This is a genomic window from Psychrobacillus sp. Z16_25, from assembly GCF_056856695.1.
In genome coordinates, this window is the sequence record NZ_JBXEOV010000007.1 from 1 (window position 1) to 13,165 (window position 13,165).

Here is a 13,165-nt window from a genome sequence, read left to right on the forward strand (position 1 = left end):
TTGTCAGTGCGTTGATATCGCTCGAACACAGTAGTGGAGAACTTACCATCACGAGTGCGTGGCACCTTCAATTTGATTTTACCAATCGCCAACATATAGTCGCGCTCATAGTAGCCGTTTCGCTGAGAAGTACGGGATTCCGTACGTTCATAGGCTTCTGCTTGTAGATATGCATCCCGTTCATTCTCCATGCATTCATTCAAGGTTAAGATAACAAGAGACTTGATGGTACTACTCATATTAGATTCAAGTACAGCCGCTTCAATTTCTTCCATGTTTAGGTTAAGATTAAGTTGAGTCATATAAATTCCTCCTAATGTTTTTGGTCGCACACTAACATTTACCCAGGAATTTATATGACTTTTCACTTTTACACAATTATATGTACATAATCTGGTGGAAGGGCATGGCCGATGTCTGCTAGGGATAGTGGAGATGCCTTTATTCTCGTTCGGCTGGGATTTACTCTCACTCGGCGGAAGGTTACTCTCGGCTGGGGTCAGTTTATTCTCAGATAGGAGCAGTTTACTCTCATTCAGCGGATTTACTCTCATTCAGGTGGTATTTACTCTCAGATAGCCGGGTTTTACTCTCGCTTAGAATGGTGGAAGGGCATGGCCGATGTCTGCTAGAGATAGTGGAGATGCCTTTATTCTCGTTCGGCTGGGATTTACTCTCGCTCGGCGGAAGGTTACTCTCGGTTGAGGTCGGTTTATTCTCCGATAGGAGCAGTTTACTCTCATTCTGGAGCCATTTATTCTCGGATAGGCAAATGTTACTCTCAGTTAGAATCCTCTAAGTATAAAAAAGCTGTCTTACGATTCAAGGGAATGAATCAGAAGACAGCTACATTATTTTATGCTTTTGTATAGCGTAATACCGGTTTACGTGCAGCTTTCGTTTCATCCAGGCGGTTAATCACCGTTGTATGTGGTGCGTTTTGTACCATCTCCGGATTTTCTTCTACTTCCTTCGCAATTTGAATCATCGCGTCACAGAAAGCATCCAATGTTTCTTTAGATTCCGTTTCTGTAGGCTCAATCATCATGCCCTCTTCTACGTTCAGCGGGAAATAGATTGTAGGTGGATGATAACCGAAGTCTAACAGACGTTTTGCCATATCAAGCGTACGCACACCTAGTTTCTTTTGACGACGGCCGCTAAGCACGAATTCATGTTTACAATGACGGTTATATGGAAGATCAAAATAAGGCTCTAATCTTCTCATCATATAGTTCGCATTTAAGACAGCATACTCTGTTACCGCTTTTAATCCATCAGGACCCATTGAACGAATATAGGTGTAAGCACGCACGTTAATTCCAAAATTGCCATAGAAAGGTTTTACACGACCGATTGTCTGTGGACGGTTGTAATCAAACGTATATTTCTCATCTTTCTTCACTAGGACTGGACTTGGTAAAAACGGGATAAGGTCTGCCTTCACTCCAACTGGGCCTGATCCTGGACCTCCACCACCATGTGGACCTGTGAACGTTTTATGAAGATTTAAGTGCACACAGTCAAAGCCCATGTCTCCTGGACGAGCTTTCGACATAACGGCATTTAAGTTTGCCCCATCATAGTATAGCTTGCCACCGACACCATGAATGATTTCTGCAAGCTCTAAAATATGCTCCTCAAATAACCCTAGTGTGTTAGGGTTCGTAAGCATTAATGCAGCTGTATCAGGACCCGCTACTCTACGAAGATCCTCTAAATCAACAAGGCCATCTTCGTTGGATTTTACCGTGATTGTTTCAAAGCCAGCCACTGATGCGGATGCAGGATTTGTACCATGAGCAGAATCCGGTACAATAACTTTCGTACGGTCCATATCTCCATTCGCTTCATGAAAGGCACGGATCATCATAAGGGCCGTCCATTCCCCGTGAGCACCTGCAGCAGGTTGTAATGTTACTTCATCCATTCCAGTAATTTCAACTAAGGATTGCTGCAAGTCATACATTAGCTCCATAGCTCCTTGCACGGTCTCTTCCTCTTGTAATGGATGAATATTAGCAAAGCCTGGGAATCTCGCTACAGACTCATTGATTTTCGGATTATATTTCATCGTACAAGAACCAAGCGGATAAAACCCTGTGTCTACCCCATGATTGCGATTGGATAAAGCAGTATAGTGACGCATAATATCTAACTCGGATACCTCAGGCAGCTCTGCTTCTTCTTTTCGGATTAGTCCTTCCGGAAGGATTGTAGAAAGGTCTACTTCAGGGACATCTAGCTCAGGCAAGCTATATCCAACTCGTCCTTCTCTTGTAATTTCAAAAATTAATGGTTGATTATCCTTATGCATAAAGAGCCCCCATTTCTTGCACGAGTGCATCTATCTCTTCTTTGGTACGCTGTTCTGTTACAGCAATTAACACATGATTTTTTAAATCAGCATTTACTTTTCCTAAATCAAAGCCACCAATGATTCCTTTTTCTAAAAGCTTATGATTGCCTTCAGAGATAGATCCACCTGCTTTCACGACTATTTCATTAAAATGAGCACCTTGGAATGGCACCTCAAAGCCCGCTTGCTCGAATGCTTGCTTAGCATAATGTGCTTTTGTAATATTTTGAACAGCCATTTCTTTTATTCCTTTTTTCCCAAGAGCTGTCATAGCCACAGAAGCAGCCAATGCGTTTAGCGCTTGGTTAGAGCATATATTAGATGTCGCTTTGTCACGACGGATATGCTGCTCACGAGCCTGAAGTGTCAACACGTACCCACGACGACCTTCTTCGTCTGTTGTTTCTCCAACTAGACGTCCTGGAACTTTACGCATTAACTTGGAAGTAACTGCGAAAAATCCACAATGTGGTCCACCGAATGCTTCAGATATCCCGAAAGGCTGCGCATCACCTACTGTTATATCTGCACCAAGCTTGCCAGGTGGAGTTAGTACCCCAAGAGAAAGAGGGTTTGCTGATACAATAAATAATGCATTCACTGCATGAGTGATCTGCTCTACCTCCGAAAGATCTTCTATTTGACCAAAAAAGTTTGGATACTGAACCATTACACCGGCAGTATTTTCATCTACAGCCTTTTCTAATTCTTCTAGATCCGTTACGCCATTCTTCATAGGAACAGTAACTACTTCAATGTTTTGCCCTCTTGCATAGACCTTTACCACATCAATATATTCTGGATGAATTGCCTCAGAGACTACTAGCTTCTTACGACGAGTATGTCCCGCAGCAAGATTTCCTGCTTCTGCTAACGCTGTACCGCCATCATACATAGAGGAGTTAGCCAAATCCATCCCAGTCAATTCACAGATCATTGTCTGGAATTCGAAAATTGCTTGTAGTTCTCCTTGAGAAATCTCTGGCTGATACGGTGTATAAGCAGTATAAAATTCTGAACGTGAAATAACATGGTCCACAATGATAGGCTTAAAGTGATCGTACACACCTGCACCCAAAAAGGACGCATATTGTTTGCTGTTTGCATTTTTTGCAGCAAGCTGTGACAATTCTTTTAGTAATGCAGCTTCTGCTTTTGCAGGCTTAATATTATATTCTCCTTTGAAACGAACCTTCTCAGGAATATCAGCAAATAATTCATCAACGGAAGAAATCCCAATAACCTCTAACATTTCTTGCTGATCTTTTTCAGTCATTGGTAAATAACGATGCTTCATGAAAGGATAACCTCTTTCTTCTGATTATTTTTCTCTTTTATAAAAAGGAGTCGCAACAGTTACTGCCTTTAAGCGCTTGTTTCTTATCTCTACTTCTACCTCTTGACCAAGCTCTGTATATGCTGTTTCAATTAGCGCAAGACCGATGTTCTTTTTAAAGGTTGGGGACTGTGTTCCCGTAGTGACAAATCCGATTTGCTTATCCCCAACATAGACTGGATAGCCTGTACGAGGAATCCCTTTATCAATCATTTCGAGTCCAACGCTCTTTCTAGGTATGCCATTTTGTTTTTGCTCTACTAACACTTCTTTGCCAAGAAAGTCAGCATCTTTCTGAAGCTTTACCACAAAGCCGATGCCTGCCTCAAGTGGAGAGATATCCTTCGAAAGCTCTTGACCGTATAATGGAAGACAAGCCTCAAAGCGCAATGTGTCTCTAGCACCTAGGCCGCAAGGTAGAACACCTTCCTCTTCTCCTGCTTCTAGAAGCTCTTTCCACAAGTCTGCTACATCTTCGCTAGATGCATAGATTTCGAATCCATCCTCCCCGGTATAACCAGTTCTGGACACAAGCACTTTTTTACCAGCCACTTCAACCTCATCTTGAAAACGGAAGAATTTAATAGAAGAAAGGTCTGTAGAGGTAAGCTTTTGAAGTATCTTTTCTGCCTTTGGTCCTTGCAATGCCAATAGTCCATAGCTATCAGAAAGGTTAACAAGCTCTACGTCATCTGTTGCATGCTGCTTTATCCAGTTAAAGTCCTTTTCAATATTACCTGCATTTACGACTAATAAATAATGATTTTCTTCAAGCTTATAAACTAACAAATCATCTACTATTCCACCATCGGTATAACACATAGCAGTATATTGCGCTTGACCAACTGCCAATTTGGAAACATCATTAGTTATAAGTTTTTGTAAGAAGGCTTCGCTTCCTGTCCCTTTTACAATTATCTCTCCCATATGAGAAACATCGAATAATCCAGCTCTTGTACGAACAGCCTCATGCTCTTCTTTAATGCTTGAGAATTGGACTGGAAGTTCCCAGCCACCAAAATCAATCGTTTTTCCACCATAAGCTGCATACACATCAAATAAAGGTGTCCTCTTTAATTGCTCAGTCAAGTAATTTCCTCCTTCTCTTACGTTCAAGCTTGCGTTCCTCCAAGACCATAAAAAAGGACAGAGGAACCCCTTTGTTACTAAGTAGGTTTCTCTGTCCTGGCACCTGAAAGTTTACCAAAATGGCTTTCCTCTTTGGTGGCTTCTCAAAACTATAGACAAGCACTCTCCAGAGTTGCGTCCTATATGAGTTCTTTTGCCTGAGAGATTCATAATCTTCGCATTATTTGCTCCTTCGGCGACGCAATGGCGTTCTCTCCCCATATAATCATCCGCTATGAAAATGATTATTCTTCATCTTTGTCTATATCCTAACATTATGGGGTAAATAAGGCAATCAATTTTAGTATTATATAGAAGATACGAACATTAAACAAATTTCTGATAAAATCATTCGCCTTTCAAACGTTTTACTTGAAAAGCAGCATACTCTGTTATTTGCCTTAAGTGTCTATTTTGAGTTCGGATTGTAATATGGGCTGCTTTTCGATAGAATTTCTTCCTACTATTATATAGCTGCTCCAATTCCTCTCTTGTACTTTGCTGAACGATAGGACGATTTTTATCATGACGGATCCTTATCCAAATATCATCGAAAGTAGCGTCTAAGAATAGCACTAGTCCAGTTTGTCTCATAATCTGGATATTTTTCTCACTCATAGCTACACCACCACCAGTGGAAATGATACATGATTCCTTTCGAAAATTTTTTAGAAACTCTGTTTCAAGTTTTCGAAAGTATGCCTCCCCATCCGTTTCAAAAATTTCCGGAATAGACCGCTTCTGCTGTTTAACAATTTCCTTGTCCATATCGTAATAAGGCATCTTTAATAGATAACTTAGCCTTCTACCTATTGCACTCTTGCCACTACCCATAAATCCAACTAAATAGACTTTATACATTTTTTCACCACTCACTACATACCAGTATTATTTTGTCGTTTTTTAATATTTTCTATTTTAATGATAGTAGCATTAATATTGGTTAATTCCAATGAATCATACGTTCTATATTTTGTTTGGTAGGCGGATGTCATAGAAATAATAGAAGCTGTTACTAGCAATAGTAATAATATTGTTGCAGGTAATAGCATGCCTTTTTCATTGTTCAGCTTCTGTAACATAAATAGTATGCTCCTTTTCTGAACCATTTTTGAATCTTACCTGAAAAGTCAGTGACCGTTCACTCATAGAAACAACTAGATTTTCCACATTCATCAATAAAGGCTCATGGCCAAGTTTATTTTTTTGTTTTCTTACCATATTAGGGTAATATTCTATATCATACTCTTCCTGGTTTACTGTATAGCGAATACCAGCAGGCTCCTCTTGAAGAATGATACTATCTACCTTTGCTAAATAACTATCTACTTGTTGGATAAAAATAGCCCATTCCATATCCGTCACATTCGTCAGCCGCTCTTCAGTCTGATAAATATAGTGAACAGTTAAAAGAAATAGTTGAGAGAACAAAAGAAAAATGGACATTTGCAAGACAGCATTGACGAAAGTATAGCCCGATTCAGAGGACTTCTTTAAGGAAGGTGAATACATTTTCTTTCTTCCTCCCCTATCCCTTCAAATAGAACACAAATACCTTCTGATGTTAGTTCATAAAAATAATCAATCTTCTCTATATTCATCACACCACTTTCTTCTTCGTTAGAATGAAATCTCTTAGCTGCTTCATACATAACAAGAGATGCATGGTAGTTTCTCTTCTTTGCCTCCAATGAATTAGCTATTTGTTGTACCATGGGAAGTAGTATAGAGCTTATCAGCATGAGGACTGCAAGACTTGTAATAGCTTCTGGCCAAGAAAATCCCCTTTCATTCCTCATATAATAATTTCCCCTGACCAATATTTACAGTAATCTTCTTTTGCTCCCCTTTAACTTCAAAAAGAAACCAACCAAACTGACTAACTGTTCCATGAGGGTGAAAACCTAACACCCGAAGATAGCTAGCCTCAGTCAAATTAATCCCATTAGGGAGCTCCCTCTCTACATACAAAGTATTATGATGTTTTATAGCATATTTTTTGCCATTTTGACTAAAATCCATATATACATATTTTGCTTCTGCTAACGCCATTGCTTGCATTTGGAGAATATCTGTATTGAATTGTCGAAAAAAATTTTTCTCTATCTTTTCATCGATTTGTGAGGTCGTAATCATCACAGCAGAAGAGCTTATAAGCATAAATATCATTAATACTATCAAAGCCTCAAGTAGAGTAAAACCATCATTTTTGCTCATCATTTTTCTCTTGAACCGATACTATCCCATTTGTAATGATAATCTCGTTACCATTGGAGCAAGTCTTATTTGAATTTGTCAGATAATCGTTCTCAATTAGTTGATCCATGGTGGGTACTTCTTTATGGTCTATCTTGTAAGAACCGACTTGGCCTTCTACCATTTTGACTAGGGCTTCGCATCCTTTGCTATCAATACTAGCTGACTGCTTCGTAACATTTGGTATAGTAACAAGAATCAATACAGAAATTATTAACAGTACAATCATCATTTCGACTAAAGTAAATCCTTTATTGTTTCTTATTTTTTTCATATTTTTTGCTCCTTTTATATAAAATCTATTGTTTTGTAAAGAGGTAATAAGATAGATAAGTAAGCACCCATGATAAACAGGGCTAGAATTAGGAATAAAACAGGCTGAAGAATATTGAGATATTGCGTAAGCTTAACCTCTATTTGGTCAGCTAAAACATCACTATAGAGAGTCAGTTCTCTCCCCAAATAGCCACTATTCTCTCCATGTGAAATAAATTGAGGAAAATCAGCTGTGAAAAATTCTATATTTATGACAGATTCACAAAATGAGTTTCCCTTAATTGCTTCTAGCTCCATTTTTTCTCCTACAAGCTTTAGTAGTGGGTCCTCATGTTGAGAAATTAAAGCTGAAAGGGAGTTTTGTAGAGACAATCCACTTTCCAGTAGTGTCCCCATCTCCCTAGCAAATACATGAGTGACAATCAGCTTTTGCCAATCTCCTATAATCGGAATACGATGGAGCACTTTTCTTCTGAGCTCCATGTCCTTTCTATCGAGCCAAAGTTTAAACAAATAGAGAAAGAAAATAGTGAGAAAGGATAAAAGAAAAAACAAGTTAGGAAGGTTTAATAAAAAATTGGAAAGGAAAAGTGAATGATTGGTTGCATTTCTTGATGAGAAGAGGGATTCCATATTCGGAAGAAAATACATTCGAAAAACAGCAAATAAGAAAAAGATGACGATGAATAGACATAGTGGATATATAAGTAGACTTCTCATACGTTTGACTGTCTTTTCATACATCGCACTGTGTTTCGCCAACACTCTAGTAGTATCCTCTAACAAGCCATGAACCGAGGATAGGTGAATCGGAAGAATAATTCTGCTCGGGAACCCTAATATCTTAAATACCTCTATGAGGTCGGAGCCCTTTTTCTGTTCCTCTACTATTCGCTCATACGCTTTGGAAGAGTCTTTCAAATAGAAAGGCAAAAGAAGCTTGATTGAATCATGAAAGGTATAGCCTTCTTCTAGGAGGTCGCTAAGCCTTGTTAAAAACGAAGAATGCTTTTTTCTTGAAATATGACAGGTTCCTTTTTCTCTTAAAAGTTTAGCTATGCTGAATGACACCTTCTTTTACCCCCTTATTTAATTGGAAAGAGAGTGTTAGATGCTCCGGCATACAAAACTTCCCACCATACTGCAGAGACTTTAAAGCTTCCTCTAGGATCTCCTCGGAGATAATCTCATAGAGTGCTGATAATCCAGTTGCATTTTCTCGCTCTACCTTGACCAATTGTTGAGTAACGATACCTGTGATCGTTTGCTTTAATTCATCAGGGGTAATTCCTAAATCCATTAATCGATAAAGGGCTCCTAAGCCATTTCTAGCATGGATCGTAGAAACGACCATATGACCGGTTAGAGCGGCTTGTATTGCCGCCTTTGCTGTCGCTTCATCCCTAATCTCTCCAATCATAATCACATCAGGTGAGTGTCTTAAAATAGCTTTTAAACCCGCAGTATAAGTTACTCCTGATTTCTCATTGACTTGGATTTGTAATAGATGAGACTGACTGTTCTCTACTGGATCCTCCAGGGAAATAACATGCCGATTCAACGTTTCGGCCCAATATTTTGTAAGAGAATACATAGTAGTAGATTTTCCAGATCCAGTCGGACCAACAAAGAGGATCATCCCCCAGCGATTATTTGCCATTTCGATAATTTTATCGGAGGAATCTCGATATAAGGAAAGGGAATGAATAATTTTTGCGTTATCATGCTGTTGAAGTCTTATTACGACACTTTCTTTTCCAAAAACTGATGGGAGAGTCGAAACGCGAAAAGAATATTTCTGTGTATGAAAGGTATGCTGAAAGGAACCGCTTTGAGGTTTTCTTTTTTCGCTGATATCTAAAGAGGATAAAAATTTATAAAAAGAGATAATTCTATCACCTAAGTTCAAGGGGAGCTTTCCTGCCTCGAACATCTGGTTATTTTTTTTGAAATAATAGACATAATATTCGTTGCTCGGAATAACATGAAGATCGGATGCTCCAAATTTTTGTGCTTTTTCTAACAATCGAAAGCATTTCTGCTCTACAGTATTCTCTAGTTTCACGGTAACCCCTTTCTCCAGTATAAGGCTTGGCCGCAGTAAGCCTTGTAAAAAACAGTATACTGTGAAACGATAAATAAATAAAGAGATAATTAGCAAGATTTAGTGAATTAATAATTTGTTTTGTGGAAGCTCTTCCTTCCTTTATAATATATTTAACAGGAAATGGAGTGATTGTATGAACGATACCTTAAAACTTTCTTCAACCCTGGCAGATGAAACGAGATACTCTATCTATCAATTTATTGCAAAAGAAACGAGTGCGGTAAATGTGCAACAGATTGCCAAAGAGTTTAACATCCACCCTAACGTAGCAAGACTTCATCTAACAAAGCTGACTGAATCCAAACTAATCGTATCCAACCTTGAAAAGAAAAGTCAGGGAGGGCGGCCAGCAAGAGTATACGAAATAGCAAATGACCCAATACACTTAAGCTTTCCTAAGCAAGAGAACAGATTATTATTAGGTTGGCTTATAGAACTTGTGTCTACCTCTGGTGAGGATACATGGCGTAAAGCAAAAGATATTAGCTATCAATCCGGAAAAAAAGCTATTCCTAATATCCCAACCTCATTTGAAGAAAAAGTAAAAGTAATAAACGAAGTTGCCGATTTCATAGGATATATCCCATCTATTATGGAACAGGAAGGAAAAAGAATCATTACGTTTCAAATCTATAATTGTCCCTATAAAGGGCTCATCAACGACCATTCTGAAATCATATGTAGCCTCCATGAATCATACCTGAAAGGGATTTATGATTCTCTATTTCCAGAGAATGAATTTATTCAATTAGAAAGTATGATAAAGAATTGTGCGAATTGCGTATATAAAATAAAAGTTTTATAATGAAGAAGATGAATCATATTTGTGACAATAAAATATTTTCAGCTTACTATAATCATTATTCGGTTTACATGTATGAACTAATTCATTTATAATGGAAAAGAGTTTATTTTTTGTATTCGTTTGTTAAAGGAGGGACTATAATGGGCAATATGTATAAAGTGATGGCATTTTGGACAGGGATTTTCGCAGTTATGTTTTATTTAGGTGATATGATGCCAGCATCTTTAATATTTTTAGCAAATACGGGATTATTCCTTCTTTTAGGGTTCTTGAACCTTTCTGAACGTATGTATATGTATATCTTTGGGGCTTACTTAATGTTCTTCTTCGCCGGGTTTACATACTACACAACGTTTATTCATGTACCTGGTGCAGGACATTAGTAAACAAAAAGCAGCTCTCTAAAAGAGCTGCTTTTTTATGTCAAAATCCGTTTAGAAAAGGGTTATGCGTCATTTCCTCTGAAATCGTTGTAGCTGTGCCGTGACCTGGATAAATAATTGTATCCTCTGGCATTGATAATAGCTTTGTATGAATGGAGTCCATTAACTGTTGCTGATTGCCTCCAGGGAGATCTGTCCGTCCAATACTGTTTTGGAAGAGTGTGTCACCTACAATAGCAAAGCCCTCCTCTTTAAAATAGAACGTTACACTACCTGGAGAATGACCCGGTGTCACTAGTAGTTGAAAACAAAAATCTCCAATATTCATTTCCTGCTCTTTTTCTATTAGATGGTCTGCGTCTTTACAGCTAATTGATGGAATTTCTGCATACTTTCCAGAGCCATTTTTAAGTGGATCCTTTAGCCACTTCTCTTCTGCCTTATGTAAATATACTGGAATAGAATACGCATCCCTTACTTGATCAACGGCGCCAATATGATCAAAATGGGCGTGTGTCAGTAATATTGCTAAAGGTTTAAGCTGCAGTTTTTTAAGCTCACGAATAAATTCTGCTGCATGTCCACCTGGGTCAATTATTAAGCACTCCTTCTGTTGATTGGAAATGACATAGCAATTAGTTTGAATATAGCCAAGCTGATATGTTCGTATGTTTAACATTTTTTCACCTCTCTAATATCTTAATCTAATATGGTTCTAATGTTCAATTAATTGCCACTTTTTTTACTCGACAAAATTATAGAATACATTTACAATAGAAGATGAATATTGTAATGGCGACATTCATTTTCAATGTCGGAAGGAGTGTCTTTATGAACTTATTAATCGTTATTTTTGGGTTAGTTGCAATTTTAGCAGCAATAGGTACTTTCCAAGCAATTAAAGAAAAGAATGTGCTTGGCGTTCTGTTTAACTTAGGAACATTTGCAGTATTTGGTTTCTTCGTAGTAATGACTGTTCTTCACCAAGGATATCCACCAACATTACACTAAAGAAATTAGCTCTTGTTTGCTATTCCTAAAATCGGATAGCAAAGAGCAAATTCAAGCCAAAGATAAAATACCTCGGGAAGCTAGCTTCTCGAGGTATTTTTGTGTGTAAATAAAAATGAGCATATATTTTTGAAATCTGAGCCTAGAGTTTACTAGTGCATTTTCAGTACTTATCACTCTAGACTATATTTAATCCATAGATTGGTTACCTTTACTTTATCTCTTCAAAGAAACTTAGCGGGACTGCTTTTTGTAAACATCCAAAGTTTTGTCCCAATAAAGTATAAGCAAGGTCGTTTTATTCCTTAATTTCTAACCAATCTACCCCTTTAAATGGCTCTATCTGAATCCATTTTTCCTTTTCATAACCACTTAGACAAACCTGTCCGTTAGGCGAACAATCAATAGGCAAACTGTTAACTATCCCAAACTCCTCCGTTTCCTCTATGGAGTAGCCAGTTAAAAGATTTTTCTGCTGAATTGTATCAATGTTCCCCCCTTGAGTTGGCTTGCTCATGATGATTTTATCAGGATAGAGAACAGAAATGTTCGGTATTACCCATTCTGAGTAATTACTAACTGCAGGCGTTGTCCACTCTTGCTTTACTGCAGTATCTTTATTAACCAACTGATAACGGAAATTATCAGATTCCTCCTCTATTTGAATATACAAATATGCATCGCCGAGAAAGATCACATCCAATATATTTTCCCATTTTGTTTCCTTCATCACCTGCTGTCTGAAAGAATAAAGTAAGAGCTTGCTTCCATCTAGGTTCGACTCTTCCCATTCAAACACCATTAGGTGCTCATCATCGTACCACTTAATAAACGGATTATCCACTTCTATTGCCATTAAGTCTTGTTCTTTTCCATTGTAAACGAAAGAACTGTATGACCAATCCTCATAAAAAGCAGAGAATGCAATTAGCTGAGGGTTCGTAGGGTGCCAGCTCATATACATTTCAGCAGATTCAAAATGAAGAGATTGTTCAAGCACGCCCTTTGTATCTATTAGCTGAATTTCTGCTGAAGATGAGTTCTCCGATACATGCAACATAATCATCTCTTTAGAGGGATGAATCTCTCCCTGGATGATCGGGAAACTCGTCTCATAGATGGTTCTCCAAGATTTATACTCAATTGAGTAAGCTTGGACAGTCCATTTCCCATTATCGAGAAGTATGAATAAAATCTCCTCATCATTTAACCAACCAATAACACTATGAAAAGTTGAACGCTCGAGCTGTAGAGTGGGTATTTCATTCTGCGGGGGCGATGGTTCATTGTCTAAAGACTGCTGCTCATTCTTAGAAGGTTCTTGTATTGGTGTATCTTTCTCTATTAGCTCCTCTGCATGATCTTCTTTACAGCTCACCAAGAAAATACAACAAAGGAGAAGGATTATGTATAATTTTCTCATCGACTCCCCCCTTCACTCTCTATTAGACGTAGCTAATAATATTTTGTTACGTCTTTCTAATAAAAATATTGAAAAAGTCAT

General features: G+C 38.1%; 17 protein-coding genes and 2 riboswitches. Of the genes, 3 read left to right on the plus strand and 14 right to left on the minus strand.

The genetic code is table 11. The annotated features are described in order from the left end of the window. The 12 genes from AC1VU3_RS09025 to comGA all read right to left on the minus strand — a co-directional run. Window positions 1-302 (minus strand): transposase (locus AC1VU3_RS09025; protein WP_482983327.1); only part of this gene is annotated, 302 nt, incomplete at its 3' end. A 554-nt stretch (window positions 303-856) separates the two neighbouring features. Further along, on the minus strand, window positions 857-2,317 hold the full coding sequence (gene gcvPB / locus AC1VU3_RS09030; protein WP_482983328.1) for an aminomethyl-transferring glycine dehydrogenase subunit GcvPB: 1,461 nt from the start codon (window positions 2,315-2,317) through the stop codon (window positions 857-859). Further along, window positions 2,310-3,656, minus strand: coding sequence for an aminomethyl-transferring glycine dehydrogenase subunit GcvPA (gcvPA, locus tag AC1VU3_RS09035; RefSeq protein WP_480387691.1), 1,347 nt, complete (start codon window positions 3,654-3,656; stop codon window positions 2,310-2,312). Before gcvPA ends, gcvPB begins: the two co-directional genes overlap by 8 nt. Before the next feature lie 24 nt (window positions 3,657-3,680). Beyond that, entirely contained in the window at window positions 3,681-4,784 is a 1,104-nt protein-coding gene (gene gcvT, locus AC1VU3_RS09040; protein ID WP_480387690.1) for a glycine cleavage system aminomethyltransferase GcvT, read from the minus strand. Between the two features lie 89 nt (window positions 4,785-4,873). Then, window positions 4,874-4,956, minus strand: a riboswitch (glycine riboswitch). Between the two features lie 3 nt (window positions 4,957-4,959). After that, window positions 4,960-5,053: riboswitch (glycine riboswitch) on the minus strand. 118 nt (window positions 5,054-5,171) lie between these two features. Then, window positions 5,172-5,684, minus strand: coding sequence for a shikimate kinase (locus AC1VU3_RS09045; protein WP_480387689.1), 513 nt, complete (start codon window positions 5,682-5,684; stop codon window positions 5,172-5,174). 14 nt (window positions 5,685-5,698) lie between these two features. Further along, window positions 5,699-5,905: a hypothetical protein gene (locus AC1VU3_RS09050; RefSeq protein ID WP_480387688.1), complete on the minus strand. Its 207-nt coding sequence runs from the start codon at window positions 5,903-5,905 to the stop codon at window positions 5,699-5,701. Beyond that, window positions 5,883-6,335: a competence type IV pilus minor pilin ComGF gene (gene comGF, locus AC1VU3_RS09055; RefSeq protein WP_480387687.1), complete on the minus strand. Its 453-nt coding sequence runs from the start codon at window positions 6,333-6,335 to the stop codon at window positions 5,883-5,885. The genes AC1VU3_RS09050 and comGF overlap by 23 nt, the downstream gene beginning before the upstream one ends. After that, on the minus strand, window positions 6,317-6,622 hold the full coding sequence (locus AC1VU3_RS09060; protein WP_480387686.1) for a hypothetical protein: 306 nt from the start codon (window positions 6,620-6,622) through the stop codon (window positions 6,317-6,319). The genes comGF and AC1VU3_RS09060 overlap by 19 nt, the downstream gene beginning before the upstream one ends. Next, on the minus strand, window positions 6,612-7,040 hold the full coding sequence (gene comGD, locus AC1VU3_RS09065; protein WP_482983329.1) for a competence type IV pilus minor pilin ComGD: 429 nt from the start codon (window positions 7,038-7,040) through the stop codon (window positions 6,612-6,614). The genes AC1VU3_RS09060 and comGD overlap by 11 nt, the downstream gene beginning before the upstream one ends. Next, window positions 7,027-7,353 (minus strand): competence type IV pilus major pilin ComGC, encoded by a 327-nt coding sequence (comGC, locus tag AC1VU3_RS09070; protein ID WP_480387684.1) that lies wholly within the window; start codon window positions 7,351-7,353, stop codon window positions 7,027-7,029. The genes comGD and comGC overlap by 14 nt, the downstream gene beginning before the upstream one ends. 14 nt (window positions 7,354-7,367) lie before the next feature. Continuing rightward, a complete protein-coding gene (comGB, locus tag AC1VU3_RS09075) occupies window positions 7,368-8,426 on the minus strand; it encodes a competence type IV pilus assembly protein ComGB (protein WP_480387683.1) in 1,059 nt (352 codons plus the stop codon). After that, the gene (gene comGA, locus AC1VU3_RS09080; RefSeq protein ID WP_482983330.1) at window positions 8,407-9,420 is read right to left on the minus strand and encodes a competence type IV pilus ATPase ComGA; all 1,014 of its coding nucleotides are present in this window, start codon (window positions 9,418-9,420) and stop codon (window positions 8,407-8,409) included. Before comGA ends, comGB begins: the two co-directional genes overlap by 20 nt. A 175-nt stretch (window positions 9,421-9,595) precedes the next feature. Between comGA and AC1VU3_RS09085 the strand changes: the two genes are divergently transcribed. Beyond that, window positions 9,596-10,267, plus strand: coding sequence for a helix-turn-helix transcriptional regulator (locus tag AC1VU3_RS09085; protein WP_482983331.1), 672 nt, complete (start codon window positions 9,596-9,598; stop codon window positions 10,265-10,267). A 140-nt stretch (window positions 10,268-10,407) separates the two neighbouring features. Then, window positions 10,408-10,650, plus strand: a complete 243-nt coding sequence (locus AC1VU3_RS09090) for a DUF2626 family protein (protein WP_480387680.1) — start codon at window positions 10,408-10,410, stop codon at window positions 10,648-10,650. 40 nt (window positions 10,651-10,690) lie between these two features. On the opposite strand, the gene AC1VU3_RS09095 is transcribed toward AC1VU3_RS09090, so the two are convergent. Continuing rightward, on the minus strand, window positions 10,691-11,329 hold the full coding sequence (locus AC1VU3_RS09095; protein WP_480387679.1) for an MBL fold metallo-hydrolase: 639 nt from the start codon (window positions 11,327-11,329) through the stop codon (window positions 10,691-10,693). A 152-nt stretch (window positions 11,330-11,481) separates the two neighbouring features. Between AC1VU3_RS09095 and AC1VU3_RS09100 the strand changes: the two genes are divergently transcribed. Next, window positions 11,482-11,661, plus strand: coding sequence for a DUF2759 domain-containing protein (locus AC1VU3_RS09100; protein ID WP_480387678.1), 180 nt, complete (start codon window positions 11,482-11,484; stop codon window positions 11,659-11,661). A 298-nt stretch (window positions 11,662-11,959) separates the two neighbouring features. Here AC1VU3_RS09100 and AC1VU3_RS09105 read toward each other — a convergent pair whose 3' ends face one another. Then, entirely contained in the window at window positions 11,960-13,084 is a 1,125-nt protein-coding gene (locus AC1VU3_RS09105; RefSeq protein ID WP_482983332.1) for a YqgU-like beta propeller domain-containing protein, read from the minus strand. Window positions 13,085-13,165 lie beyond the last annotated feature (81 nt).

What these genes read in the sequence shown, in the direction of transcription:
- comGD (WP_482983329.1), bottom strand. Translation starts at nt 7,040, where the DNA reads ATGAGCAAAAATGATGGTTTTACTCTACTTGAGGCTTTGATAGTATTA.
- gcvPB (WP_482983328.1), bottom strand. Translation starts at nt 2,317, where the DNA reads ATGCATAAGGATAATCAACCATTAATTTTTGAAATTACAAGAGAAGGA.
- AC1VU3_RS09100 (WP_480387678.1), top strand. Translation starts at nt 11,482, where the DNA reads ATGAACTTATTAATCGTTATTTTTGGGTTAGTTGCAATTTTAGCAGCA.
- AC1VU3_RS09045 (WP_480387689.1), bottom strand. Translation starts at nt 5,684, where the DNA reads ATGTATAAAGTCTATTTAGTTGGATTTATGGGTAGTGGCAAGAGTGCA.
- AC1VU3_RS09085 (WP_482983331.1), top strand. Translation starts at nt 9,596, where the DNA reads ATGAACGATACCTTAAAACTTTCTTCAACCCTGGCAGATGAAACGAGA.
- AC1VU3_RS09095 (WP_480387679.1), bottom strand. Translation starts at nt 11,329, where the DNA reads ATGTTAAACATACGAACATATCAGCTTGGCTATATTCAAACTAATTGC.
- AC1VU3_RS09050 (WP_480387688.1), bottom strand. Translation starts at nt 5,905, where the DNA reads ATGTTACAGAAGCTGAACAATGAAAAAGGCATGCTATTACCTGCAACA.
- AC1VU3_RS09105 (WP_482983332.1), bottom strand. Translation starts at nt 13,084, where the DNA reads ATGAGAAAATTATACATAATCCTTCTCCTTTGTTGTATTTTCTTGGTG.
- comGF (WP_480387687.1), bottom strand. Translation starts at nt 6,335, where the DNA reads ATGTATTCACCTTCCTTAAAGAAGTCCTCTGAATCGGGCTATACTTTC.
- AC1VU3_RS09060 (WP_480387686.1), bottom strand. Translation starts at nt 6,622, where the DNA reads ATGAGGAATGAAAGGGGATTTTCTTGGCCAGAAGCTATTACAAGTCTT.
- comGC (WP_480387684.1), bottom strand. Translation starts at nt 7,353, where the DNA reads ATGAAAAAAATAAGAAACAATAAAGGATTTACTTTAGTCGAAATGATG.
- AC1VU3_RS09090 (WP_480387680.1), top strand. Translation starts at nt 10,408, where the DNA reads ATGGGCAATATGTATAAAGTGATGGCATTTTGGACAGGGATTTTCGCA.
- gcvPA (WP_480387691.1), bottom strand. Translation starts at nt 3,656, where the DNA reads ATGAAGCATCGTTATTTACCAATGACTGAAAAAGATCAGCAAGAAATG.